This is a genomic window from Sphingomonas sanguinis (genome assembly GCF_019297835.1).
GTDB classification, from domain to species: Bacteria; Pseudomonadota; Alphaproteobacteria; order Sphingomonadales; family Sphingomonadaceae; genus Sphingomonas; species Sphingomonas sanguinis_D.
On record NZ_CP079203.1, the window covers coordinates 1,119,060 to 1,141,805 of the forward strand.

Sequence of the window (22,746 nt, forward strand, 5' to 3'; positions counted from 1 at the left end):
ATGACCGGCCGCACCGTCGTTATCGGCGGCGGCGCGGCCGGGATTGCGGCGGCGCGCACGCTGCATGACGCGGGGCGAGAGGTCCTGCTGATCGAGGCGGCGGACCGGCTGGGTGGGCGGGCGCACAGCGTCCGTTTGCCGACCGGCCATGTCGTCGATCATGGCTGCGGGTGGCTCCATTCGGCGGGGCGCAATCCCTGGACCGCCATAGCCGAACAGGCAGGCTTCACCATCGACCGCCGCTCGCCCAATTGGCAGGTCCAGTGGAATGACCTAAGCTTTCCCCCTGATGAAAAGCGCGCCTCTGGTGAGGCTTATGCCCGGTTCGAGGACGCGGCGATGGCCGCGCTCCACGGGCCTGATCGACCGTTATCCGGCTTTGTCGACGCCCATGATCCCTGGCGGCCGATGATCGACGCGATCTCGGGCTATGCCAATGGCGCGTCGCTGGCCGAGGTGTCGCTGCACGATTGGGCTGCTTATGAGAATGCCGCGACCGACGACAATTGGGCGGTGGTCGAGGGCTATGGCACCGTCGTCGCGCATCACGCCGCCGGACTGCCCGTCCGTACCGGCGTCGCCGCTACGCGGATCGATCATCGCGACCGGACGATCCGCATCGACACCTCGGCGGGTACGATCGAGGCGGATCACGTCATCGTCGCGGTCCCGACCCCGGTCTTGGCTGAGGGCAAGCTGACCTTCGACCCGCCACTCCCCGCCAAGCGGGACGCCGCCGCCGCCCTTCCGCTCGGGATCGCCGACAAGGTCTTTTTGTCGGTCGAAGGCCCCCTGCCCTGGCCCGCCCATGCGCATCTGACCGGCAACCCGCACAAGCGCTGCACCGCCAGCCACCGCCTCTCGCCCTTCGGCTGGCCGATCGTCGAGAGTTTCTTCGGCGGCCCCTGCGCCGAGGCACTGGAGGAAGACGGCGCGGCGGCGGCCTTCGCCATCGACGAGTTGGTGGCGTTGCTGGGAAGTGACTGGCGGCGGCGCTTTACCCCACTGGACGCGACGCGCTGGCGGCATGTGCCGTTGATCGGCGGCAGCTACAGCCATGCCAAGGTGGGCCATGCCGGGGCACGGCAGACGCTGGCCGAGCCGATTGACGGCCGCCTGTTCTTCGCGGGCGAGGCTTGCTCGCATGACGATTTTTCGGCCGCGCATGGCGCCTATGAAACCGGCGTGTACGCGGCTCGGCTGCTATTGGCCGATCACACCCGGCTCTAATCCCACCAGAAAAACCACCAGTCAGTCCGCATCAACTCGCTGGCAAACGCCGCCATCGACCCCAGCCCCTGATCGACGATATCGGGGCAATAGGCATGGAGCTCATGCGCCAGCTGCCACGCCTGACGTCGGTCCTTGGGACGGTTCCGTATCCGAACGTTCATCGTATCGCCGTTGAGACCGGCCAGTTCCGCGCCGAAACGCTCATGCCAGGATCGTAACGCCGCGACATGAAGCTCGGGGTCGGGGCAGGCATTCCAGCCGCCCCAACGAAGATAGGCGGGCACTTCCCAACTCTTTTCGGTCGGGAGGATCAGGATGTGCACCTTCTCAAGCGGCCGCCCCGTCTGCAACTCTTCTGCCACCGTCAGCCCCGGTGGCGCGTCGTCCGAGGTTACAGGCCAAGTGTTCGGGAGCGCTTCGCCGTCCCCGGGCGGTGACGTCTCCGCCACCTTGTAGAGATCGGCGGGAAATTGCACTTTTGCCGCCGCCGCCAAAAGCTGATCGGTCGAACGCAGCGCGATGCGCCCGGCAGGTAAGCCGGACACGGCGGGATCGTCCAGGCTGAGCTGCTCCGCGATGCGCTCCAGATCGGCATCATCTCCGATCACGACGGGCCATCCCCGTTTCGCGGCCCGGAGCTTTTCCCATTCGGCCAGCGCCTTGGTCCCCAGAACCGTGACTTTTTCATAGCGGAGCAACGCCATCGCCCGGTCCCGCATGGCTTGCGCCGCTGCCTCTAAATCGGGACGGGGCGGCGGTAAGTCCTGCGACATAGGCTGATCCTTCCAGACATTTCCGGCCAGACCGAAAGCGGCCAGTCCACTGATCAACAAACGCCGCGTCGGCTCCATATCGTCCCCCCGATACCCCGACCGCCATCATGCCATCGGCTATGCGATAGAGATATGAAAAAGGCCCCGGCTTTCGCCGAGGCCCTTTTCCATTCCGTATTCCGTCAAACTCACCGGATCGGCGAGTTCGGGTCCAGGCGCATATCCAGATACCGGTCCACCGACCCCATCAGCTCGGGCATTTCATGCTCGAAGAAGTGGTTGGCCTTCGGGATCGTATCGTGATGGATGGTGATGTGCTTCTGGGTGCGCAGCTTGTCGACCAGCTTCTGGGTCGCCGCCGGGGTCGCGACCTCGTCGGCCTCACCCTGGATGATGATGCCCGAGGAGGGGCACGGCGCCAGGAAGGTGAAGTCGTACATGTTGGCGGGCGGCGCGACCGAGATGAAGCCGCGAATTTCGGGGCGGCGCATCAGCAGCTGCATCCCGATCCACGCGCCGAAGCTGACGCCCGCGATCCAGGTGGTCGAGGCTTCGGGGTGGAAGCTCTGCACCCAGTCGAGCGCCGAGGCGGCGTCGGACAGTTCGCCGATGCCGTTGTCGAACACGCCCTGGCTCTTGCCCACGCCGCGGAAGTTGAAGCGCAGCGTGGCGAAGCCGCGCCGCTGAAAGGTCTTGTAGAGTTCCTGCACGATGCGGTTGTTCATCGTGCCGCCCGCATTCGGGTGCGGGTGCAGGATCATGGCGACGGGCGCGCGCGGACGCGGAGCGGGAGCGAAACGGCCTTCGAGGCGGCCTTCGGGGCCAGGAAAAATGACTTCAGGCATCAAAACTCGCCGATCTGGATGCGCGCTGGTGGAGCGCCGGGAACGTTGCGCTATATAGGCCGACACGCCATTTTCGCAATTGTTCGATCATTTCAGCGACGGAACAAACCCTGCCCCCGCTTATGCAACGCCTCTATCTGGACCACGCCGCCACGACCCCGATGACCCAGGCGGCACGCGCGGCGCTGACCCAGGGTTGCGCGATCTGGGCCAACCCCTCTTCCCCGCATGCCGAGGGACGCGCCGCCAGGCGCGCGCTGGAGGATGCCCGCGCCGCCGTCGCCCGGTCGCTCGGCTGGAGCCACGAGATCCTGTTCACCAGTGGGGCCAGCGAATCGCTGGCGATCGCACTGACCCGCGCCATGACCGAACGATGCTTGGTCGGGGCCATCGACCATGACGCGGTGCTGCGCGCGGCACCCGACGCCATCGTGATGCCGGTCGGGCCGGACGGCGTGTTGCGCCTTCCCGACCTGAGCGGCGACCGCGCGATCGTGACGGTGCAATGGGCGAACAGCGAAACGGGCGTCCGCCAGCCCATCGCGCAAATGGCCGAGGCCATTCATGCCGCCGGACATATCATGCTGGTCGACGCGGCGCAGATGCCCGCTGGCGCCGATCCGGAGGTGATCGAGCATGCCGATCTGGTCGCCCTGTCGGCGCATAAGCGCGGCGGGCCGCCGGGGATCGGTGCGCTGCTGGTCCGCGATCTCGCACTGCTGGAGCCGACCGGCGGGCAGGAGCGCGGCTATCGCCCCGGCACCGAGAATATGCCGGGCGTGCTCGCCTATGCCGCCGCGCTGGCGGAACCGGAACCGGACCACGAAGAGCTTCGCGCGCATCTGGACGATGCGATCCGCCGCTCGGGCGGGACGGTGGTGGCGGACGAAAGCCGCCGCCACCCGGCCATCGCCAGCTACCACATGCCCGGCAAGCCCTCCGCCGCGCAGCTGATCCAGTTCGACCTCGCGCAGATTTCGGTGTCGGCGGGCAGCGCCTGCGCCAGCGGTAGCCTGAAGCCCAGCCATGTGCTCGCCGCGCTCGGCTGGGACTTGGAGGCGGGCCGCGAGGTGGTGCGGGTCAGTTTCGGCCGGACGACGACGCGCGAGGATGTCGACCGCTTCGTCACCGCTTGGCGGGCGATCGCGCGGGGGCGGCGGGTCGCATGATCTATCTCGACTATCAGGCGACGACCCCGCTCGCGCCCGAGGCTTTGAAAGCGATGCTCCCCTGGCTGGAGCAGGGCCATGCCAACCCCCATTCCCCCCACCGCGCCGGGCGACAGGCGCGCGCCGCCGTCGAGGTCGCGCGCGATCAGGTCGCGGCCTTGCTCCCCGCTGGCGGCCGGGTGGTCTTCACCAGCGGCGCGACCGAGGCGCTGAACTGGGCGATCAAGGGCGTCAGCGGCGGGATCGTCACGACCGCGATCGAACACGCCGCCGTGCTCGACACCACCGCCGCAACGGGGCGACCCCTGACCATATTGCCGGTCGTTAGTGAGGGATTGGTGACGCCTGCCCCGATCCCGACGGACACCAGACTGGTCGCCGCGATGCTGCTCAACAATGAGGTCGGCACCATCCAGCCGGTCGCCGCTCTGGCCGAACACGCCCACCATGCAGGCGCGCTCATGCTGTGCGATGCGGTGCAGGGTTACGGCCGGATCGCCATTCCCGCGTCGGTCGATCTGGTCGCAATCTCCGCGCACAAGATCCACGGCCCCAAGGGGATCGGCGCGCTCTGGATACGCGACGGCATCACCCTGCCCCCGCTGCTGCATGGCGGGGATCAGGAGGGCGGGCGTTCGGGTACGCTCAGCCCCGCGCTCTGCGCCGGGTTCGGTGCAGCGGCGCGGCTGATGGCAATGCGGGCCGAGGAGGATTCCGCGCACGTCGAACGGCTCTGGTCGTTGGCGGTCGAACGGCTGGGCAGCGGATGGACGATCAACGGATCGGTGGAGCAGCGCTATCACGGCAACCTCAATGTCCGCCGCGACGGACTGGACGTCGCGCGGCTGATGTCCGATTGTCGCGACATTGCCTTTTCGGCCGGGAGCGCCTGCGCCAGCGGATCGGGGCGACCCAGCCATGTGCTCACCGCACTGGGGCTGAGCGACCGTGAAGCCAAATCCTCGATCCGCATCGGCTTTGGCCGTTACACCAGCGAGGTCGAGCTGGTCGAAGCGATCGACCGGATCAACGCAGCAGCCAGGGCGCAGGGCCTATGATCGCGCTGACCTTTCAGACACCCGACGGAAAGAAGACCAGCGCCGAAGCCCAACCCGGTGAAACGCTGCTCCGCGTCGGGCAGCGGGCCGGGCAACCGCTGGAGGGCACCTGCGGCGGCCAGATGGCCTGTGCGACCTGCCATGTCCTGATCGATCCGAACTATCTCGGCCATCTTCCCACGCCCTCGGCAGAGGAGGAGGACATGCTCGACCTAGTCCCCGACGCCACCCGCTCCAGCCGCCTCGCCTGCCAGATCGTGATGACCGAGCGGCTGGCCGATATGGTCGTCCGCCTTCCATGAACCTTTGATAACAAAGGGGTTCAGGGATCGATCATCGGCGATTCGCCATTCTTCTCCCATGCTCGCCGTCAGGCGGGATTATCGGGAGTAAGCGTTATGAAACTTCTTGCTGTCTTGGGCGCCGGTCTGATCGCGGTGTCCGGCGTCGCCGCCGCCACCCCTGCCGATGCCGCCCCGCACGACCGCTGGGGCCGGGGTCCGGGTTGGGATCGCGGGCCGGGCTGGCATCATCGTGGTCCGGGCTGGGATCGTGGTCCCGGCTGGCATCGCCGCGGTGGCCCCCGTTGGGATCGCGGCCCCGGCTGGCGCGGTCCGCGCTATGCCTATAACCGTCCGCGCGTGACCTGCCGCTGGGTGCGCACTTGGAACGGGCCGCAGCGCCAATGCTTCAACACCTATCGTTGAGCCAAAAGTTCGTCACGGATGGGGCCGGTAGGATAAGGACTTGATCCCCCGGCCCCGTTTCGCCATATGCGCGGCGGGAGTCGGGCGGACGTAGTCGTCGCCAACCCGGTCAGGTCCTGACGGAAGCAGCCGTAACGATTTCGCTGCGGGTCGTTCCGGCTCCCACCCTCCGCACATTTTTGGTCGCCTTTGGCTTGATACGCCGTCGGCGTATCCGTGGGTGACGCCGCGCGCCCGAGCGCCTATGTTGGTCAGCGATGCTTTCCGACACCCCGACCATCCAGACCCGTCATGGCTGATTCGTTCGACCTGGGCGAACCGCCCCAGCCCACGCAGGCGCCCTCCAAGGCCGAAGCCTATCGCGTCCTTGCGCGCAAATACCGGCCGCAGACCTTCGAGGCGCTGATCGGGCAGGATGCGATGGTCCAGACGCTGGGCAACGCGATCAAGCGCGACCGGCTGGCCCATGCCTTTCTGATGACCGGCGTGCGCGGGGTCGGCAAGACCTCGACCGCGCGGCTGATCGCCAAGGCGCTGAACTGTGTCGGCCCGGACGGTAATGGCGGCCCGACGATCAGCCCTTGCGGCCAGTGCGAGCCGTGCCGCGCCATCGCGGAGGGCCGCCATATCGACGTGATCGAGATGGACGCCGCCAGCCATACCGGCGTCGACGACGTGCGCGAGATCATCGAAGCGTCGCGCTATGCCGCCGTTTCGGCGCGTTTCAAAATCTATATCGTCGACGAAGTGCACATGCTTTCCAAGAACGCCTTCAACGCGCTGTTGAAGACGCTGGAGGAACCGCCTGCCCATGTGAAGTTCCTGTTCGCCACTACGGAAGTGAACAAGGTCCCGATCACCGTCCTGTCCCGCTGCCAGCGTTTCGACCTGCGGCGGATCACGGCGGACAAGCTGGCCGACCATTTTGCGAAGATATGCAAGCTGGAGAACGTCACCGCCGAGGACGAGGCGCTGATGCTGGTCGCCCGCGCGGCGGAAGGCTCGGCGCGCGACGGCCTGTCGATCCTGGACCAGGCGATCGCCCATGCCGATCTGGAGGGCAGCGGCGTCACGGCGGCGGCGGTGCGCGAGATGCTCGGCCTGTCGGATCGCGGCGCGGTGCGTGACCTGCTGGGACTGGTGCTCAACGGCGACGGTGCGGGCGCACTGACGTCGCTGCGGCGGCAATATGATTATGGTGTCGATCCGCAATCAGTGCTCCGCTCGCTGCTGGAGACGGTGCACGGCATCACCCTGACCAAGGTCGGCACGCCGCCCGATGCCGCCCAGCCGCTGGAGGAGCGCGCCGCGCGCGAGGAATGGGCGGGTTCGCTTAGTTTCCCGGCGCTGCACCGGCTGTGGCAGCTGTTCCTGAAGGGCCATGACGAAGTCGCCCGCGCCGCCTTGCCCATCGAGGCGGCCGAAATGGCGCTGCTCCGCGCGATCCATGCCTCTAGCCTGCCCGATCCGGGCGAGTTGGCGCGGCAGATCCGCGACGGCAGCGTGTCGGCACCCGGCGCCCCGGCGGTGACGCATCAGGCGGCCCCCGCAGCGGCCCCGGTCGCCATCGCCCCGCCCCCTCCGCCCGTCGAGCCGGAACCACCCAAGCTACCCGACAGCTTCGTCGCGATGATCGACCGGCTGGACGATATGGGGCAGCTCGCGCTTGCGGCGCGGATGCGCCACGGTGCGCGTCTCGTGCGTTATGCCCCGCCGGAGATGGTGTTCAGCGGATCGCGTCCGATCGCGGCCGATACGCTGAGCGAACTGATCGCAGCGCTGAAGACGGCGACGGGCCAGAACTGGCGCGTTACGCTGGAGGATGTCCCCGGCGCGCCGACCCTGCACGAGCAGCAGGTCGCCGCCGAGGAAGCAATCAAGACCGCCGCGTGGGAATCGGACATGGTCCGCGCCGCGCGAGAGGCTTTCCCCGAGGCCGAATTGATGGAATGGCCCGGCAAACGCAGTGTGAACGGAGCATGATGTGAAGAATCTCGACGAAATCCTGGCAATGGCCCAGAACGTCCAGAACGAGCTGGAAAAGGCGCAGGCCAATCTCGACAATATCGAGGTCGAGGGCGTCTCCGGCGGCGGTCTGGTCAAGGTGAAGGCGTCCGCGAAAGGCCGGATCATCGGCATCGCCATCGACGACTCGCTGATGCAGCCGTCGGAAAAGGGCATGCTGGAAGACCTGCTCGCCGCCGCGATCAACGATGCGCGGACCAAGGCCGATGCCGCCTCGGGCAGCGAAATGTCCAAGATGACCAGCGGCCTGCCGCTGCCGCCGGGCTTCAAGCTGCCCTTCTGATCCGGTCTCGTTCGTTTCGGGAACGGTATGTCGGCCTTGGCGTTGCTTCCTCCATCGAAATAGGAGGGAATGTCATGGCCGACGAACGCGTTACCGAAACCTATGGCACGCAACAGCCGCATACCACGGTGATCGAGCGCCGCAGCGGCGGCGGCGGTGGCATGGCGATCGCCATCGTCCTGCTGATCGCGGTGCTGGTCGGCGGCTTCTATCTGTTCAGCCGGGGCGGCGCGGAAAACCGCCGCGACGCCGCCGTGACCTCGGCCGCCAAGAGCGTCGGCGACACGGCCAAGAAGGCCGGTGATGCTATTTCCGGCGACGCCAAGTAATATTATCCCTACCGGCCGGGCTGCTTTGGCTCGGCCGGTGAATGGGACAGCGGATCGATCTCGGCATCCGGATCGACCAAGCGCTTGAGGATTTTTGTCCCCAAAGTCAGCGGATCACGACCGCCGCCATAACCAGCCTCACGCGCCTCGCTATACGAACAGCGCCTCTGACCGGCAAATATGCCGCAAGGCCCAGCCCCTCCGAGGACTTGGGTGCCGCTCAAGCCATTGCCTGCGCCACCTGCTTCCTTGTCCATGCGGCGGACCGATGGCGGTATGCGATAACGATCGGACGCACCACGACGTCCGCATACGACCACCTCGTCCCGGCTCATCGAACAGTCTGCTCGTGGGGTGATGCGCGGTAGCGACAAGTCCGGTGGCGCGGCTTGCACCATCATGATCAGGACCATGGCTGCACTCATCCCCGGGTTCTCGCCTCCCATGATTGAAGGGTGTTGCGGGATCGTGGCTTTTGAGAGGCAATCTTTTCGAAGGGCATCGTGCGTGGCGGCTGCCCTCCCCCATCCCCTCCCGCCTGCGGGAGGGGCGTGTTCCTATCAGGCGACACAAACTATCAAAGACGTTGTGGGATGGGCGGGCGGCCCCGTGCACGCCCCTCCCGCAAGCGGGAGGGGATGGGGGAGGGAAAGGTGTCTCACCGAGACTCCCACCCTCATGAAATACAGCTATCCAGCCCCTGCCGCCGAACCACACCCACATAGCGCGCGATCACATTGCCATGCTTGCGCACGAATCCGGTCGGCGCCACCGCCGCACGCTTTTTCGGCAGCGGCAGGACGGCGGCGATCCGTGCGGCCTCGGTCGGTGAGAGATGCGAGGCGTCATGCCCGAAATAGCGCATCGCCCCGGCATTGGCGCCGTACGTCCCGATGCCCGTCTCTGCGATGTTGAGATACACCTCCATGATCCGCCGCTTGCCCCACAGCGTCTCGATCAGGAAGGTGAACCACGCCTCGAACGCCTTGCGGACGTACCCCCCATTCTGGAACAGGAAGGCGTTCTTCGCGGTCTGCTGGCTGATCGTCGAGCCGCCGCGGATGCGGCCGCCCTTGGCGTTGCGATAGGCCGCGCTCGCCATCGCCTTGAAGTCGAAGCCGTTATGCGAACAGAAACGCGCATCCTCACCCGCGATCGCGGCGCGCGCCATGTTCGGGTCCATCTCGGACAGTGGCATCCAGTCCTTGGTCACGCCATGGCCGCCGATCACGTCCCCCAACATGGTGAAGGTGATCGGCGGCGGCACGAAGCGATAGATGCCGACCCAGACGACACTGAGGATCACAAAGGCGAGCACGGCCTTCAGGGCCCAGCGAGCGATGCGGAACATGGGCGCGGTCCTTAGCGGGGTTTGGCGCACGCGTCACTCGCTCCGCACCCCGCGCCGGTTCAGGGTTGCAGGGTCTGCGCGATCCAGCGGTCGAACAGGTCGGGCCAGAGGCGGGCCGGCGCGCCTTCCGGGGCACTCATCGCGCCGAAGCCGTGCCCGCCCTTCTCGAAGAAATGCGCCTCGATCGGCACCTTGGCCGCCCGTGCCTGGGTCAGCACGTCGATCGACTGGTCGAGCGGGACCAGACCGTCATCGACCGCGTGAACGAGGAAAAGCGGCGGCGTGCTCGCATTGATCCGGCGCGGCGTGTCGTAGCGCGCCTTGGTCGCCGGATCGGGATTGGGGCCAAGCAGATTATCGCGCGATCCCGGATGGGTGTTCGGCGTCGACAGGCTCGCCACCGGATAGACGAGGCCCGAAAAGCGCGGTTTGGCTGACTGGCGATCGGCGGCATCGACGGCGTTATAGACCTTGTCGTCATAACCCACGGTCAACGACGCGGCGAGATGTCCGCCCGCCGAAAAGCCGACGATGCCGAGCTTGGTCGGGTCGATGCCATAGCGCGCCGCATTGGTGCGGATCAGCCGCATCGCGCGCTGCGCATCCTGTAGCGGCACATTCGCCTGATTGTCCCAACCCTCGGACGGGAGGCGATAGGACAGCGCGAAAACGGTGATGCCATGCGGGTTCAGCGTCTTGGCAACGTCGATCCCCTCGTTCTGGATCGACACGAAGCCATAGCCGCCGCCCGGAATGGTCAGCACGGCGCGGCCATCGGGGCGTTCGGGGCGGAAGACCGCAACGATCGGATCGGCGGTGCCGCGCAGCCACAATTCCTGCCGACCGGCGGGGCCGTTCATCGACGGATTGGGCTTGGGCAGGATCGCGCGCGCGCCGGGCGGACGGCCGGGCCAGAGCGAAAAATGTTCGGCGGGCGGCCAGGGCGTCATCGTCGCGGCGGAAGCGGCCTGCGCCGCCGCGCGGCCAGCCAACGGAACGGTGGCCATGGCCCCGATCAGAGAGCGTCGGTCGATCATTGGCATCCCCTCATCCTCAGCACCTGATAGCGCTATTCCGGAACAAGGGTGCCGATGCGGCGCGCGCCGATCAAGTGAAAAGGCCGCACAAGGAAAAGGGGCGGAAACCTCTCAGTCCCGCCCCTCGTCTCAATGACCGTATTTCTTGATCCCGCGTCGCCGCAGCTTCTCGCGCTTGCGGCGACGGCTATACGGGATCGCGAAAGCCAACCCGGCAATCAGAACCACGCCGATGATCACATAGGCCAGCTGTTCGCGTTCGAGAAAATCCAGCATTAGTCGAAAATCGCTCCCCAACGACGCTTCACGCGCTCACGCCAGTGACCGCGATGATAGGCGTCCGACGCGAGCAGCGGCATCACCGAGCCTGCTTCCGCGAACACCATCTGTTCGAGCGCGGTGTCGACCTTGCCCCAGCTCGCCGCTTCCTTGAGCGTCGAGGACGAGCAGGCGCCGTCACGAACATCGGCCACCGTGATCTGCACCGCGTACTTGTGCATTTCGACGTCGTCATGGCCCAGGATTTCCGCGCAGACAACCGTGTCCTGAATGAAATTCTTCGGAACGCCGCCGCCGATCATCAGCAGGCCGGTGGTGCCTGCCTTGATCTTGATGTCGGTCAGTTCGCGGAAATCAGCGATGGCGTCGAGCACCATGTAGGGCTTGCCTTCCTTGGCGCGCTCGACCTGATGCTTCACCAGACCGAAACCGGCCGACGAATCAACGAACGCCGGGCAGAAGATCGGCACGTCATGCTCATAGGCGAGCTTGACGAGGCTGTTTTCCTTCTTGCCATGCTCGACCAGATACTTGCCCATCTCGCGGATGAAGGCGCGGCTCGAATAGGGCTTGGGCTCCAACGAGTCGGCGATCTTGCCGATCGTGTGGTCGCAGTCCTGCAGCTGCTCTTCGTCGATATAGGTGTCGTAGATGCGGTCGATATACAGCGAACGCAGCGTGTTATCGTCCGGGATTTCCAGCGCCTGATAATGCTTGTGGCCCAGGCCCTCGAAGAAATCCATGTCGACGATCGACGCGCCGGTCGCGACGATGCCGTCGATCATGTTCGAGCGCAGCAGCTCGGCATACAGGTCCATGCAGCCGCCCGCCGAGGTCGAACCGGCGATGACGAGGAAGATCGAGCAGTCCTTGTCGGCCAGCATCTGGTTGTAGATGCCGGTCGCGCGCGCCAGGTCGCGGCTGGTGAAGCTCATCTTGCCCATCGAATCGATGATAGGACGGGCGTCGAACGAGGTGATGTCGATATGCTCGACCACGCTGGAGAGCAGCTCGGCCTTGCGGGTGTCGTTGATCGTGTCGGTCATGATGGTTCCATCATCATCGAGAAGCCGTCGTCGTTATTGGGGACGCGGTAACCCGGCTGGCCCGGTCCTGCGGCCAAGCGCTGGAACGGGTATGGGAAAGGGCCTTATCGCGGTCGAAACCGCAATGCCACCCCATTCCCCTCCCGCCGGAGCGGGAGGGTTATGAAGATTGCTAGTCGGGCTGGGTTACAGCTTGACGACGTTGGCGGGCAGCGCAGGCTCGATCTCGTCGCGATAGACCGAGAACATCGGTTCATCGTCTGTGACGACGAATTCGTGGCAGGTGAAGCCGTTGAACTGCGTCCGCATCGCCTGGCCGTAGGCGCCGAGCATACCGATCTCGAAATAATCGCCGGTGTTCGTGTCCGCGGGCAGCGGGAACGGACCCTGCATGAAGTCGAGATCGTCACAGGTCGGGCCCCAGAAGCTGAAGTCCATGTCGCGCGCGTCGGAAGCCGGCTCACGCAGCAGCTGGACCGGATACTTCCAACCGATATGCGCCGCATCGAACAGCGCGCCGTACGCGCCGTCGTTGATGTACAGCTCGTTGCCGCGACGACGCTCGACGCGCACCACGACGGACGAATATTCCGCACACAGCGCCCGGCCCGGCTCGGCCCAGAGCTCGGCCGAGTAGGACACCGGCAGGCTCTCGAACGCGCGGTGGATCGTCTCGAAGAAACACTCCAGCGGCGGCGGGGTCATGCCCGGATAGGCCGAGGGGAAACCGCCGCCGACATCGATCACATCAACGGTCACCGCCGCGCCGACGATCACCGCCCGCACACGCTCCATCGCCGCCGAATAGGCGTCGGGGGTCATGGTCTGGCTGCCGACATGGAAGCAGATGCCCAGCGCGTCGGCGACCTGGCGGGTCGCGATCAGCAGGTCCTTCGACTCTTCCACGCTGACGCCGAACTTCGACCCCAAGCTCAGCTTGGCGTATTCGGACGACACGCGGATGCGGACGCACAGGGTCAGGTCGGTCGCGCCGTTCGTGGCGCGGACGATCTTCTCCAGCTCTTCCATGCTGTCGAGCGAATAGGTGCGGACGCCGTGCGTGAAATAGGCCTCGGCAATCGCCTCTTCCGACTTCACCGGATGCATGAAGCAGCAGACGGCCTGCGGGGCGACCGACTTCACCATACGAACTTCCGCGATCGAGGCGGTGTCGAAATGGGTGATGCCATTGTCCCACAGGATCTGGATCAGATCCGCAGACGGATTCGCCTTCACCGCATACATCGGCCGACCCGGAAACTTCTCGACGAAGAATCGGGCGGCGCGCGCAGCGGCATGCGGGCGAAGCAGCGTGACCGGATCAGCCGGACGACGCTTGGCGATGTCGATGCCGCGCTCCAGATTGGAGGGGACGGCGGTCGAGTGGGCAGCTAGCCCCAGCGCGCGATGATTCTGGTGCAACTCAAGGGACCTCCAATTGCCTGACGGCATACGGTGACAAAAAGCTGCCTTGCGGTTGGAAGTCCCATGGGGCAGCGGAGGCGCGAAATAGGGTCGGCGTTTTCGAATGTAAAGCGGTAGAAAGCCCGTCGGAGATAAAAAGTGACAATCTTAAGACAGCCGACAAAAGCAGGGGTCCGCGACGCCGCCGAAAAGATCGCCCGCATCCTGCCGCCATCCCCAATATTCCCTTTGAAAATCAATGGGAAGACTGTGGTTTTCAAGGCGGAAAATCTGCAACCCGTGGGCGCGTTCAAACTGCGCGGCGCATGGCACCGATTAACCGCTTTGGACGCGGATTCGCGAGGACGCGGCGTGGTCGCTTTCTCGTCCGGCAACCATGCCCAGGGAATCGCCTGGGCCGCGCGGCGATTGGGAATCGCGGCGACGATCGTGATGCCTGCCGACGCGCCACCATCGAAGCGCGAAGGCACCTTGGCGCTAGGCGCGGAGATCGTCGATTACGACCGCGCGACCGAAAGCCGCGAGTTGATCGCCCGTCGCCTGGCCGAGGCACGGGGCGCGACGCTGGTGCCCAGTTTCGATGACCCCTGGGTGATCGAGGGACAGGGTTCCGCAGGCATCGAGGCGGCGGCGCAGATGGCCGCGCTGGGCCTGCCCGCGCCCACGCATGTCGTGTCGCCCTGTGGCGGCGGCGGGCTGGCGGCGGGGCTGACGCTGGCCCTGCCCGAAGCGCGGATCACGGTGGTCGAGCCGGTGGGCTGGGACGATATGCGTCGCTCGCTGGAGGCGGGGTGGATCGAGCCGGTGGGCGACAATCCGCCGCCGACCGCGTGCGACTCGCTCCAGACGACGCGGGTATCGCCGCTGACCTTCGACGTGCTGGCGCGGCGCGGGGCGGAGGGCGTTGCGGTCAGCGAGGCCGAAGTGGCCGCGGCACAACGTTTCGCGGCGGAGCGGCTGCGTCTGGTGGTCGAACCCGGCGGCGCGGTGGCGCTGGCGGCGCTGCTGGCGGGCAAGGTCGCGGCGGCGGAGGGCATGCTGATCCTGCTGTCGGGCGGCAATGTTGATCGCGCGGCCTATGCACGGGTGCTGGCGGGCTGATGCAGGGGATCGCGAACGCCGCGCCGGGGCTGGCGATGCTGGCCGCCTTTGCCTGTGTCGCGGGCGGTGCCGTCACGATCCGGCGCGGGGATCGCCGTAAAGGCGCGCTGATGCTGGTGATGGCGGTGGTGTTGGTCGGGAATGTCCTTATCTCGACGATCTGACGATCCCCCCCCCCGGTACGGGGAGGTGGCAGGCCGAAGACCTGACGGAGGGGGGACTTCCTCATCGGACGCCCCTTGTGGCGATCCCCCCTCCACCATGCTTCGCATGGTCCCCCTCCCCGTACCGGGGAGGATTTAGGCGAACAGCCGTGCCAGACTCCGCTCCAGCATCAGCATCTGCCACAGGGTCCGGCCATGTTCGGCGCGACCGGCGCGGTGATCGGCGGCCAGCCGCCCCAATTCCGTCAGGTCGAACCAGCCGGTTTCTCGGAGCAGCCCCGACTTCTCCAGCCGCCCCGCCTCATCCGCCAGCGCCCCCCGGAACCAAGCGCTGATCGGCGTGACGAACCCCATTTTGAGGCGATACAAGATGTCGCGCGGCAGATAAGGCTCGAGCGCCTTCTTCATCAGCCATTTGCCCTGGCCGCCCCGCAACCGCATCGAGACGGGCAGGCGCGCGGCATATTCGACCAGCCGGTGATCGAGCAGCGGCTCGCGCGCTTCCAGACCAACGGCCATCGACATGCGATCGGTCTTAGTCAGGATATCTCCGGGCAGCCAGATCTTCATATCCGCATATTGCACCCGGTCCATCGCGTCGCGGGCGGGCGCATCGCGCATCGCGGCGATATAGCGATCCTCCGCTCGGTGCCCGCCCAGCGCCGCCTTAGCCTCGGCCGAGAACAGCCGCCCGCGCGCCTCCGGCCCCGTCACGCCGACCGCACGGGCATAGGCCTCCGCGCCGTCCATCCCCAGCGCCTGCAATGTCGTCTTGGCGCGCAAGGGGCGCGGCGCCCAGTCGGCCTTGGGATAGAGCCGGCCCAGCGTCCCGAACACGCTGCGGCGAAACTCCGCCGGGAACAGGCCGCGCACCCGCTCCTCGCCCGCGTGGAAGATGTGGCGGCGATAACCCATCAGGATTTCATCCGCGCCGTCCCCCGCCAGCGCGACCGTGACATGCTCGCGCGCCATCTCGCACAGCCGATAGGTGGCCAGTGCCGAGGCATCGGCAAAGGGCTCGTCGAACTGCGCGACCAGCCTGTCGATCAGCGCGAAATCATCCGGCTGGACGACCCGCTCGGCATGGTCGGTCGCAAAACGCTGGGCGATGATGCGGGCATGGCTGCGCTCGTCCAGGCCCGCCTCGTCGAAGCCGATGGTGCAGGTCCGCACGGCGCGCGGGGACGCTTCCGCCATCAGCGCGACCACACCCGAGCTGTCGACGCCGCCCGACAGGAAGGCGCCCAGCGGCACATCGGCGACCATGCGGCTGACGACGCCCTCGCGCATCCGGGCAAGCAGCCCTTCGCCCAGCTGCGCGGCCGAGCCGCTTTCCCGGTTGGAGAAGTCGACATCCCACCATTGGCGCGGCCGGGGAATGGCGCGGCCCCGCTCGATCAGCAGGAAATGCCCGGCGGGCAGCTTGTGAACGCCTGCCACCATGCTGGCATCGTCGGGCACATAGCCGAAGGCCAGATAATCCTCGACCGCGCGGATATCGGGACGACGGCGGAACAGCGGATGCGCCAGCACTCCCTTCATCTCCGAGGCGAAGGCGACCGCGCCATCGGGCAGTTCGGCCCAGTGGAGCGGCTTCACCCCCAGCCGGTCGCGCGCGAGGAACAGCGCTCCCGCCTTTGCGTCGTGCACGGCAAAGGCGAACATGCCGACCAGCCGGTCGAGCATCGACGGCCCCCAGTGCCGCCAGCCGTGCAGCAGCACCTCGGTATCGCCATCGGTGTGGAAAACCGCGCCCCTGGCGCGCAATTCCTCGCGCAGCTCGCGGTAATTATAGATTTCGCCGTTGAAGCAGACCGCGACCTCGCCATCGACCATCGGCTGGGGCGAGCCCGCCACGTCGATGATCGACAACCGGGCATGGGCGAAGCCGACGCCGGGCGCGGTCCAGATCCCCTGCCCGTCCGGCCCGCGATGCGCCTGCGCGCCGATCATCGCGCGCAGTCGGGCAGGATCGACCGGCTTGGGCGTAGCGGGATGGAAAAGACCGGCGATGCCGCACATGGGGGTTCAGCGCTGCCCCGTCAGACGGTCGGCAAAGGCGTCGATCGGCCCCAACGCGCGGACGAACGCCTCGATCGCGTGAGGGTCGTCGCCCTCGCTCGACACATGCACCGCCACCGCCGTCTGACGCTGCCCCAGTAGCCGGGCCTTCATCGTTTCCAGTTTCACGCGACGCATATCCGGGGTCAGCGTATCGCCGATCCGGTACCATGTCGCAACGTCGCGCTCGACCGGCTGGCCGCTCGGCCCCGTCGTCGTCAGCCGCATGGCGTCGCCGCCCGCGACCCGGCCCAGATCGGCGACCCGAATCCAGCGGTCGTCCTCGTGCAGCACGCCGGTCCCGAACGCGCCCAGCTTGCCGCCCTCCCGCTGACGGGAAAAGATGCCGACCGCCAGATCGACCTGATGCCCCTGCCCGTCGCGATAGCTGCGCAAGAGCACCGCATCGGCGCCCGGATAATTGGGGCTCCACGCCGTCATCTGCTGCGCCGGGGTCCAGCCGGGCACGTCGGGCAAGGTCGTGCCGGCGGGCAGCTCCGCCGCGCGCGATCCGGCAAAGGCGCTCCAGCTGGGGAAGACGGCCGCGATCGCGACCGCGAGCAGCGCGGCGAGCAACGGATCGATCCGACGGCGCGGCATGGCCGAGAGCCGTGCCGGATCGAAAGCGAGATCGTCCGGCGAACGGTCGAAGAATTGCCACCCGATCGCCAACACCGCCGCCATGACGATGGCGAAGAACACCCAGCCGAAGATGATGTGATCGACCCCGCCCGCCACCTCGATCGAGGTCTTGTCGGCGGCGAAGATCGTCCCCCAGGCGCGTACGCCATTGGCGAGCACCGGCACGATCAGCGAGACGATCATGAAGATCGCCCGCCGCCAGGGTGAGCGGAAACATAGATTGGCGACCAGCGCTGCGAAGGCGACCATGGCGAGGACGAATTTCGACCCCGAACAGGCCTCCGCCACCTCGAACCAATAGCGCCCTGCATGGATCAGCACGCCGTCTGCGGAGGCGGGGATGCCGCTCCAGTCGAGCAGCGGCATGACGATCGACACGGTGATCTGTTGCAGCGGCTTTTCCAGCTCGGCGCCGAACGGCACCAGGAACCAGGCATAGGCGAGCGGGAACAATATGCCCCGCGCGACCATCGGGCCGAGCAGCGTCAGGACCGCGCCCTCCAGCATCGCGATCAGCCCCATCTGGCGGATCAGCGCGACCGTCGCGGACTCGCCGAGCAGCCAGAGCAGCCCCCCGCCGCCCACGACGACCAGTCCCGGCCACCAGGCGGTCGGGGTCAACTGCGTCAGTTCCGCCCGCCGTTGCCAGATCAGCCAGCCGACGACCGGCCCGATGAACAGGCAATGCCCATAGGTGGTGCTAGTCCACCAGATATCGACCAGATGCGCGACATCGGTGCGGAACAGTAGCAGAAGGAGCAGCGCCGCCCCGGCCAGCAACGCGAGGTGATAGGTCCAGCGTCCCGGCTTCGCGCCTGCGCCGACGCGCGTCATATCCCCTGCGCTCACGATGCGATGTCCCCCAGCAATCGATCGAGCGGCGCCAGCCGCGCCGTCCAGTCATAGCGTTCCAGCACCCGCGCTCGCGCCGCCGGATTGTCCGCCGGGCCGTTCAGCGCGGCGATGACCCGATCGGCGAAGTCACGGTCGTCGCCTGCGACCGCGATGGTACCGCCATGGTCGATCCCTTCCGCCGCGGCAATCGACGCCACGATCGGCCGCGCCATCGCCATCGCCTCCAGCAGCTTGTTCTGGATACCCCGCGCCAGATCGAGCGGGGCGACACAGACGGCGGCACGGGCCAGCCAGAGGCGGGTGTCAGGCACTTCGCCGGTCACGATCACCGCGTCGCTCACCAGCCGCCGCACCGCCGGAGCCGGCGCGCGGCCGACAATGGCGAAACGCGCCGCCGGGCAGGCCTTGCGGACCAGCGGCAGGATATGCTCGGCAAAGCGCGTCACCGCGTCGATATTGGGGCGGTAGTCCATCTGGCCGGTGAAGACGATCAGCGGAGCTTCATGGGGACCGGATTCGACCGTGGCGGGATCATAGCGGGCGGCGTCGATGCCGTTCTCGATTGCGAGCACATTCCCCTGCCCGCCACCGGAGCGGAACAGGGCTGCCTCCGCCTCGCTGACGAACAGGGTCGCGGTGACGGACTGCGCCACCTCGCGTTCATAGCGGCCGAGCAGACGGGCCTCGCGCTTCAGGACCGACCGCATTCCCGGCCCGGCGGTCTGCGACAGGCTGGCGAATTTGGCGGAGTCGACATCGACCATGTCCATGATCGTCGGCTCGGCCCCGCGATACTGCGCCATCTGGCCGGAGAAGATATAGGTCGCGGCGATGGGGTGCCGTGCTCGCACGTCCGCGACCGCGCGCGCCATGCCGGGATGGGCGAAGGCGGTCAGCGAGATAGGCTTGCCCGTCGCCAGCGCCTGCATCGCCGCCACCGGCATCGGCTTGGTCCGGCGCAGGATGTGATCGCTGGCGAGCTCGGCTTTCAGCTCTGGCGGCAGCTCCTCTTCTCCCGCCTGCTCGGCAAAGGCGCAGAGATGGACGCGCCAGTCGCGTGCCAGATGGCGCAGCACATGATAGCTGCGGATCTTGTCGCCGCGATCGGGTGGAAAGGGCGCACGGTGCGCAAGGAACAGCAGGTCTCTCAACCCAGGCCCCGCGCGATCGGCGGGCCGACGATCCGCGCGACACGGACCGGCAGGCGCTTCCACACCGCGATCATCAGCGCATATTTGGGGTTGAGCGGGTTGATCGCGCGCGGGCCATGGACGCTGCGGCTGGCATAGACCAGCGGTTGCCCCTCGAACCCCCAATTCTTCTTGAACGCCGCCGCCCCCGTCCCGACCTTCGACCGGCCGAAATCGAAGCGGTGGCAGCCGCGCTGGCGGGCATGGCGCATCAGCGCGAAATACATCAGGTCATTGGCGCGCAGCCCCCGCGCAGCCTGCGTGCCCCCACCCCAATAGGGATAGACGGTGCCGCCGTGATAGAGGTTGAGCACGCTCGCCACCGCCCGCCCTTCATGGCGCACGGTCAGCACATCGGCATCGAGCCGCGCCACCGCCTCGCGGAACAGCTTGGCCGGAAAGACCGGTGTGCCGAGATTGCGGACCGACTCGGCATAGACGCGGTAATGCTCGGCCAGCATTCGGGAATCACGGCCGGTGACCACCTTCAGATCCTGCGCCAGCGCCTTGCGAAGTTCGGCGCGCTGCTTGCGGGGAATGGCCTTCATCTCGGTCTCGTCATCCACCGCGATAGGGCGGACGAAACCCAGATAGCTCTCCACATCCGCCGTCCAGCCGTCGGGCACCGGACCACCGCGCAGTTCGACCGAATGGATGCCCTTCTCGCCCGCCAGGCCCCACGCCGCTTCCGCCAGCGCATCGCCCCCCTCGCCCAGCACGCCGCCATCGACGCCGAAGCCGGTAGACACCATCGCCGCACCGAAGAGAGGCGAGCGGATTTCGCTAAGCGGCAAAACGCCGACAATCGCACCGTCAGCCCCTTCGGCCACCAGATAATGCGCCGTCTGGCCGCAGCCATTCGCCCCCGCCTTCAGCCAGCCGGTCAGGTGAAAGGGCGTCCCCTCCGCCTGTGCGCCGACAAAAGCATCGATCCGCGCGCACTCGGCCTCGCTCGCCAGATCGGCGATGCGGATCGTCGGCGGAAGCGCGGTCATGCCAGCCGCGCCGCTTCCTCGGCCGCGACCTGATCGACCCGGCCCCAATCATGACGGCCGAGCAGCCCGCGCAGCTTGCCCGCCATCGCGCCCAATCGGCTGTAATGCCGCACACGCGAGCGGAGCGGCGCGTGGGTGACGCGCGGCTGGTCGGGATCGACCTCCCAGGGGTGGAAATAGAAGATTGCACCGTGGCGGTCGCGATTGACCTGCCCTACCGCGATATCGGTCAGCTTGGCGGGCAGCATCCGAAAAAAGCCGCCGCCGGTCGCCAGCCGCCGGCTGCCCCACTGCGCCACCGTCACCGGCAGCTCGACCAGACCGGAGTCCGTCAGCGGCCGCCACGCGTAACGTGGCGACTCCGCCCAGCCATAATGGTCGTGGCGCAGCGGCGCGACGCTGGAGGAATAGCGATAACCCGCCTCCGCCAGCACCGGATGTGCCCAGGGGGTGCGCGTATCGATCGAGAAGCTCGGCGCGCGATATCCGGTCACGGCCTGCCCGCCCGCATCCTCAATCGCTGCCTGGGCGCGGGCCAGATCGGCGCGGAACTGGTCGGCGGTCATGGTGAAGACGCGCTGATGGTCCCAGCCATGGCTCGCCATCTCATGCCCCGCATCGACGATCCGGCGGATCAGACCCGGATGGCGATGCGCTACCCAGCCGAGCGTGAAGAAGGTCGCGCGGGTTCCCGTCTCGGCGAACAGCGACAGGACGGCATCGGTATTGGCCTCGACCCGGCTGTCCAGCCGGTCCCAGTCGCCCTTGTCGATCGTCCGCTCGAACGCGCCGACCTGAAACCATTCCTCGACATCGACCGACATGCCGTTGAGCGGCAAGGATTTTGCCGGGGACTTTGCCCCAGACTCAGGCGGCATGGCCCCAGGCTCCCGGTCGGATCGTGGCACCGGCATCGCGGCGCGCCTCGCCGCCGCGATTGTCGATCTCGGACCAGTCGACCAGCAGGGTCAGGACACGGCGCAGCGCGGCTTCCTGCTGCTCCAGCCGTGCTTCGAGTTGCGCGACACGGGTTTCTAGCGCGGCGACCGGCGATGCTTCGGCGGCAGGCGCGGGCTTTTCCTCCGCAACGGGCGATGGCGGCGCGGCAGGCTCGGGCATCGGCCGCAGCGACACCGGCTCGGGCGCGGGCGGCGGAGCGACGACGCGGTGCGTGCTGCGCGGAGCCTCCTGGCGTTCGGGCATGACGCGGGTGATCGGATCGGCGGCATGGCCGTTCAGCCCCAGTCCGCTGCGCAGCGTGCCCGCCGAAAACAGCGGATCGCCCATCCGGGCGGAGGTGTTGAAGATCGGCGCGACGGGTTCAGGCTCCGCCGCGATGGGCATCGGCGGCTCGCGACCCGCGCCCATATCGGCGGCCATATCGGCGGCGACGCTCTCGACCGTCTGGCGGCCGATCAGCTCGACACCCTCGATCGCGGCCTGCAGCAGGACGCGGCCCGCCAGCACGTTCAACCGGCGCGGCACACCGCCCGACGCGTCGTACAGCGCGTCGAAGGCATCGGCGGCGAAATCGGGGCGTCCCGTCCAGCCCGCGACCGCCAGGCGATGCGCGATGTAGTCGGGGACTTCCTCCGGTTCCATCGGGTCGAGGTGATGGATGGCGATGACGCGCTGGCGCAGCTGCTCGACGGCGGCCGAGCCCAGCAGGCGCTCGCGGAACTCGGGCTGCCCGACCAGCAGAATCTGGAGCAGCGCATGGCCACCCGCCTGAAAGTTGGACAACATGCGCAATTCTTCGAGCGAGGCGAGCGGCAGCGCCTGCGCCTCGTCGACGATCAGCAGGATACGACGCCCCTCACGCGCCACGCCGTTCAGCGCGCGTTCGATCGCGGCCAGCAGCGCGGCCTTGGTCAGCCCCTGCGCATCGACGCCCAGTTGACCGGCCAGAACCCGCAGCAGATCCTGCGGCTCGACCGCCGTGGACACGATATGAAGGACGCGCAGCCGCTTGGTGTCTAGCGTCTCGACCAGATGGCCGACCAGCGTGGTCTTGCCCGCACCGACATCGCCGGTGATGACGATAAAGCCCTCACCCTGCGCCAGCCCATAGCCGAGATAGGCCATCGCCTTGCCATGGGTCGCCGTCTGGAACCAGAAACGCGGGTCCGGCGTCAGTTGAAACGGGCGTTCGCCCAGACCGAAATGGGTCTCGTACAT

At 67.1% G+C, this 22,746-nt stretch carries 24 protein-coding genes and 1 other RNA gene; 11 read left to right on the forward strand and 14 right to left on the reverse strand.

Annotated features, from left to right (window positions below):
• Entirely contained in the window at positions 1 to 1,230 is a 1,230-nt protein-coding gene (locus KV697_RS04930; protein WP_219020336.1) for a flavin monoamine oxidase family protein, read from the forward strand.
• Here the strand turns inward: KV697_RS04930 and KV697_RS04935 are convergent.
• Together KV697_RS04935 and KV697_RS04940 are read right to left on the reverse strand one after the other, a co-directional pair.
• Positions 1,227 to 1,937 (reverse strand): DUF4253 domain-containing protein, encoded by a 711-nt coding sequence (locus tag KV697_RS04935; protein WP_219020337.1) that lies wholly within the window; start codon positions 1,935 to 1,937, stop codon positions 1,227 to 1,229. The genes KV697_RS04930 and KV697_RS04935 overlap by 4 nt on opposite strands.
• Before the next feature lie 257 nt (positions 1,938 to 2,194).
• Positions 2,195 to 2,851 carry an alpha/beta hydrolase gene (locus tag KV697_RS04940; protein WP_042483786.1) on the reverse strand — a complete coding sequence of 219 codons (657 nt, stop codon included), beginning with the start codon at positions 2,849 to 2,851 and terminating at the stop codon, positions 2,195 to 2,197.
• 122 nt (positions 2,852 to 2,973) lie between these two features.
• Here KV697_RS04940 and KV697_RS04945 point away from each other — a divergent pair, with 122 nt between their 5' ends.
• The 8 genes from KV697_RS04945 to KV697_RS04980 all read left to right on the forward strand — a co-directional run bounded on the left by KV697_RS04945 (position 2,974) and on the right by KV697_RS04980 (position 8,422).
• Positions 2,974 to 4,020 (forward strand): cysteine desulfurase family protein, encoded by a 1,047-nt coding sequence (locus KV697_RS04945; RefSeq protein ID WP_219020338.1) that lies wholly within the window; start codon positions 2,974 to 2,976, stop codon positions 4,018 to 4,020.
• Complete coding sequence (locus tag KV697_RS04950; RefSeq protein WP_219021251.1) at positions 4,017 to 5,078, forward strand: cysteine desulfurase family protein; 1,062 nt, start codon at positions 4,017 to 4,019, stop codon at positions 5,076 to 5,078. Before KV697_RS04945 ends, KV697_RS04950 begins: the two co-directional genes overlap by 4 nt.
• A complete protein-coding gene (locus KV697_RS04955; protein WP_219020339.1) occupies positions 5,075 to 5,380 on the forward strand; it encodes a 2Fe-2S iron-sulfur cluster-binding protein in 306 nt (101 codons plus the stop codon). Before KV697_RS04950 ends, KV697_RS04955 begins: the two co-directional genes overlap by 4 nt.
• 96 nt (positions 5,381 to 5,476) lie before the next feature.
• Positions 5,477 to 5,785, forward strand: a complete 309-nt coding sequence (locus KV697_RS04960) for a hypothetical protein (RefSeq protein ID WP_219020340.1) — start codon at positions 5,477 to 5,479, stop codon at positions 5,783 to 5,785.
• Positions 5,786 to 5,857: 72 nt separating this feature from the next.
• An RNA gene (gene ffs / locus KV697_RS04965) (signal recognition particle sRNA small type) lies at positions 5,858 to 5,955 on the forward strand.
• Between the two features lie 121 nt (positions 5,956 to 6,076).
• Positions 6,077 to 7,768 (forward strand): DNA polymerase III subunit gamma/tau, encoded by a 1,692-nt coding sequence (locus KV697_RS04970; RefSeq protein ID WP_219020341.1) that lies wholly within the window; start codon positions 6,077 to 6,079, stop codon positions 7,766 to 7,768.
• 1 nt (position 7,769) lies between these two features.
• Positions 7,770 to 8,093: a YbaB/EbfC family nucleoid-associated protein gene (locus KV697_RS04975; RefSeq protein WP_042483574.1), complete on the forward strand. Its 324-nt coding sequence runs from the start codon at positions 7,770 to 7,772 to the stop codon at positions 8,091 to 8,093.
• Positions 8,094 to 8,167: 74 nt separating this feature from the next.
• Positions 8,168 to 8,422: a hypothetical protein gene (locus tag KV697_RS04980; RefSeq protein WP_219020342.1), complete on the forward strand. Its 255-nt coding sequence runs from the start codon at positions 8,168 to 8,170 to the stop codon at positions 8,420 to 8,422.
• Between the two features lie 8 nt (positions 8,423 to 8,430).
• Here the strand turns inward: KV697_RS04980 and KV697_RS04985 are convergent, their stop codons facing one another.
• From KV697_RS04985 to KV697_RS05010, 6 genes are all read right to left on the reverse strand, one after another.
• On the reverse strand, positions 8,431 to 8,835 hold the full coding sequence (locus KV697_RS04985) for a hypothetical protein (RefSeq protein WP_219020343.1): 405 nt from the start codon (positions 8,833 to 8,835) through the stop codon (positions 8,431 to 8,433).
• A 263-nt stretch (positions 8,836 to 9,098) separates the two neighbouring features.
• Positions 9,099 to 9,773 carry a monofunctional biosynthetic peptidoglycan transglycosylase gene (gene mtgA / locus KV697_RS04990; RefSeq protein WP_219020344.1) on the reverse strand — a complete coding sequence of 225 codons (675 nt, stop codon included), beginning with the start codon at positions 9,771 to 9,773 and terminating at the stop codon, positions 9,099 to 9,101.
• 59 nt (positions 9,774 to 9,832) lie between these two features.
• Positions 9,833 to 10,810, reverse strand: a complete 978-nt coding sequence (locus KV697_RS04995; RefSeq protein ID WP_219020345.1) for an alpha/beta hydrolase — start codon at positions 10,808 to 10,810, stop codon at positions 9,833 to 9,835.
• 129 nt (positions 10,811 to 10,939) lie between these two features.
• Positions 10,940 to 11,086, reverse strand: a complete 147-nt coding sequence (locus KV697_RS05000) for a hypothetical protein (protein ID WP_219020346.1) — start codon at positions 11,084 to 11,086, stop codon at positions 10,940 to 10,942.
• Positions 11,086 to 12,135 (reverse strand): 1,9-bis(guanidino)-5-aza-nonane synthase, encoded by a 1,050-nt coding sequence (locus tag KV697_RS05005; RefSeq protein ID WP_219020347.1) that lies wholly within the window; start codon positions 12,133 to 12,135, stop codon positions 11,086 to 11,088. Before KV697_RS05005 ends, KV697_RS05000 begins: the two co-directional genes overlap by 1 nt.
• A 186-nt stretch (positions 12,136 to 12,321) precedes the next feature.
• The gene (locus tag KV697_RS05010) at positions 12,322 to 13,557 is read right to left on the reverse strand and encodes a type III PLP-dependent enzyme (RefSeq protein ID WP_219020348.1); all 1,236 of its coding nucleotides are present in this window, start codon (positions 13,555 to 13,557) and stop codon (positions 12,322 to 12,324) included.
• Positions 13,558 to 13,752: 195 nt separating this feature from the next.
• On the opposite strand from KV697_RS05010, the gene KV697_RS05015 reads away from it, so the two are divergent.
• Together KV697_RS05015 and KV697_RS05020 are read left to right on the forward strand one after the other, a co-directional pair.
• Positions 13,753 to 14,661, forward strand: coding sequence for a threonine ammonia-lyase (locus KV697_RS05015; RefSeq protein ID WP_257575832.1), 909 nt, complete (start codon positions 13,753 to 13,755; stop codon positions 14,659 to 14,661).
• Positions 14,661 to 14,825, forward strand: a complete 165-nt coding sequence (locus KV697_RS05020; RefSeq protein ID WP_219020350.1) for a hypothetical protein — start codon at positions 14,661 to 14,663, stop codon at positions 14,823 to 14,825. The genes KV697_RS05015 and KV697_RS05020 overlap by 1 nt, the downstream gene beginning before the upstream one ends.
• Before the next feature lie 135 nt (positions 14,826 to 14,960).
• On the opposite strand, the gene KV697_RS05025 is transcribed toward KV697_RS05020, so the two are convergent.
• From KV697_RS05025 to KV697_RS05050, 6 genes are read right to left on the reverse strand one after another with little or no spacing between them, the layout of a single operon-like run.
• Positions 14,961 to 16,847 (reverse strand): XrtA/PEP-CTERM system amidotransferase, encoded by a 1,887-nt coding sequence (locus KV697_RS05025; protein WP_219020351.1) that lies wholly within the window; start codon positions 16,845 to 16,847, stop codon positions 14,961 to 14,963.
• Positions 16,848 to 16,853: 6 nt separating this feature from the next.
• On the reverse strand, positions 16,854 to 18,362 hold the full coding sequence (xrtA, locus tag KV697_RS05030; RefSeq protein WP_219020352.1) for an exosortase A: 1,509 nt from the start codon (positions 18,360 to 18,362) through the stop codon (positions 16,854 to 16,856).
• A gap of 11 nt (positions 18,363 to 18,373) precedes the next feature.
• Positions 18,374 to 19,534: a TIGR03087 family PEP-CTERM/XrtA system glycosyltransferase gene (locus KV697_RS05035; RefSeq protein ID WP_219020353.1), complete on the reverse strand. Its 1,161-nt coding sequence runs from the start codon at positions 19,532 to 19,534 to the stop codon at positions 18,374 to 18,376.
• Positions 19,531 to 20,568, reverse strand: a complete 1,038-nt coding sequence (locus tag KV697_RS05040) for a FemAB family XrtA/PEP-CTERM system-associated protein (RefSeq protein WP_219020354.1) — start codon at positions 20,566 to 20,568, stop codon at positions 19,531 to 19,533. Before KV697_RS05040 ends, KV697_RS05035 begins: the two co-directional genes overlap by 4 nt.
• The gene (locus KV697_RS05045) at positions 20,565 to 21,392 is read right to left on the reverse strand and encodes an XrtA system polysaccharide deacetylase (RefSeq protein ID WP_219020355.1); all 828 of its coding nucleotides are present in this window, start codon (positions 21,390 to 21,392) and stop codon (positions 20,565 to 20,567) included. Before KV697_RS05045 ends, KV697_RS05040 begins: the two co-directional genes overlap by 4 nt.
• 43 nt (positions 21,393 to 21,435) lie before the next feature.
• Complete coding sequence (locus tag KV697_RS05050; protein WP_219021252.1) at positions 21,436 to 22,746, reverse strand: ExeA family protein; 1,311 nt, start codon at positions 22,744 to 22,746, stop codon at positions 21,436 to 21,438.

What these genes read in the sequence shown, in the direction of transcription:
- KV697_RS04960 (WP_219020340.1), top strand. Translation starts at nt 5,477, where the DNA reads ATGAAACTTCTTGCTGTCTTGGGCGCCGGTCTGATCGCGGTGTCCGGC.
- KV697_RS05050 (WP_219021252.1), bottom strand. Translation starts at nt 22,746, where the DNA reads ATGTACGAGACCCATTTCGGTCTGGGCGAACGCCCGTTTCAACTGACG.
- KV697_RS04970 (WP_219020341.1), top strand. Translation starts at nt 6,077, where the DNA reads ATGGCTGATTCGTTCGACCTGGGCGAACCGCCCCAGCCCACGCAGGCG.
- KV697_RS04945 (WP_219020338.1), top strand. Translation starts at nt 2,974, where the DNA reads ATGCAACGCCTCTATCTGGACCACGCCGCCACGACCCCGATGACCCAG.
- mtgA (WP_219020344.1), bottom strand. Translation starts at nt 9,773, where the DNA reads ATGTTCCGCATCGCTCGCTGGGCCCTGAAGGCCGTGCTCGCCTTTGTG.
- KV697_RS04980 (WP_219020342.1), top strand. Translation starts at nt 8,168, where the DNA reads ATGGCCGACGAACGCGTTACCGAAACCTATGGCACGCAACAGCCGCAT.
- KV697_RS05000 (WP_219020346.1), bottom strand. Translation starts at nt 11,086, where the DNA reads ATGCTGGATTTTCTCGAACGCGAACAGCTGGCCTATGTGATCATCGGC.
- KV697_RS04955 (WP_219020339.1), top strand. Translation starts at nt 5,075, where the DNA reads ATGATCGCGCTGACCTTTCAGACACCCGACGGAAAGAAGACCAGCGCC.
- KV697_RS04985 (WP_219020343.1), bottom strand. Translation starts at nt 8,835, where the DNA reads ATGGTCCTGATCATGATGGTGCAAGCCGCGCCACCGGACTTGTCGCTA.
- KV697_RS04935 (WP_219020337.1), bottom strand. Translation starts at nt 1,937, where the DNA reads ATGGCGTTGCTCCGCTATGAAAAAGTCACGGTTCTGGGGACCAAGGCG.
- KV697_RS05025 (WP_219020351.1), bottom strand. Translation starts at nt 16,847, where the DNA reads ATGTGCGGCATCGCCGGTCTTTTCCATCCCGCTACGCCCAAGCCGGTC.
- KV697_RS04930 (WP_219020336.1), top strand. Translation starts at nt 1, where the DNA reads ATGACCGGCCGCACCGTCGTTATCGGCGGCGGCGCGGCCGGGATTGCG.
- KV697_RS04940 (WP_042483786.1), bottom strand. Translation starts at nt 2,851, where the DNA reads ATGCCTGAAGTCATTTTTCCTGGCCCCGAAGGCCGCCTCGAAGGCCGT.
- KV697_RS05005 (WP_219020347.1), bottom strand. Translation starts at nt 12,135, where the DNA reads ATGACCGACACGATCAACGACACCCGCAAGGCCGAGCTGCTCTCCAGC.
- KV697_RS05020 (WP_219020350.1), top strand. Translation starts at nt 14,661, where the DNA reads ATGCAGGGGATCGCGAACGCCGCGCCGGGGCTGGCGATGCTGGCCGCC.
- KV697_RS04995 (WP_219020345.1), bottom strand. Translation starts at nt 10,810, where the DNA reads ATGATCGACCGACGCTCTCTGATCGGGGCCATGGCCACCGTTCCGTTG.
- xrtA (WP_219020352.1), bottom strand. Translation starts at nt 18,362, where the DNA reads ATGACGCGCGTCGGCGCAGGCGCGAAGCCGGGACGCTGGACCTATCAC.
- KV697_RS04950 (WP_219021251.1), top strand. Translation starts at nt 4,017, where the DNA reads ATGATCTATCTCGACTATCAGGCGACGACCCCGCTCGCGCCCGAGGCT.
- KV697_RS05045 (WP_219020355.1), bottom strand. Translation starts at nt 21,392, where the DNA reads ATGTCGGTCGATGTCGAGGAATGGTTTCAGGTCGGCGCGTTCGAGCGG.
- KV697_RS05040 (WP_219020354.1), bottom strand. Translation starts at nt 20,568, where the DNA reads ATGACCGCGCTTCCGCCGACGATCCGCATCGCCGATCTGGCGAGCGAG.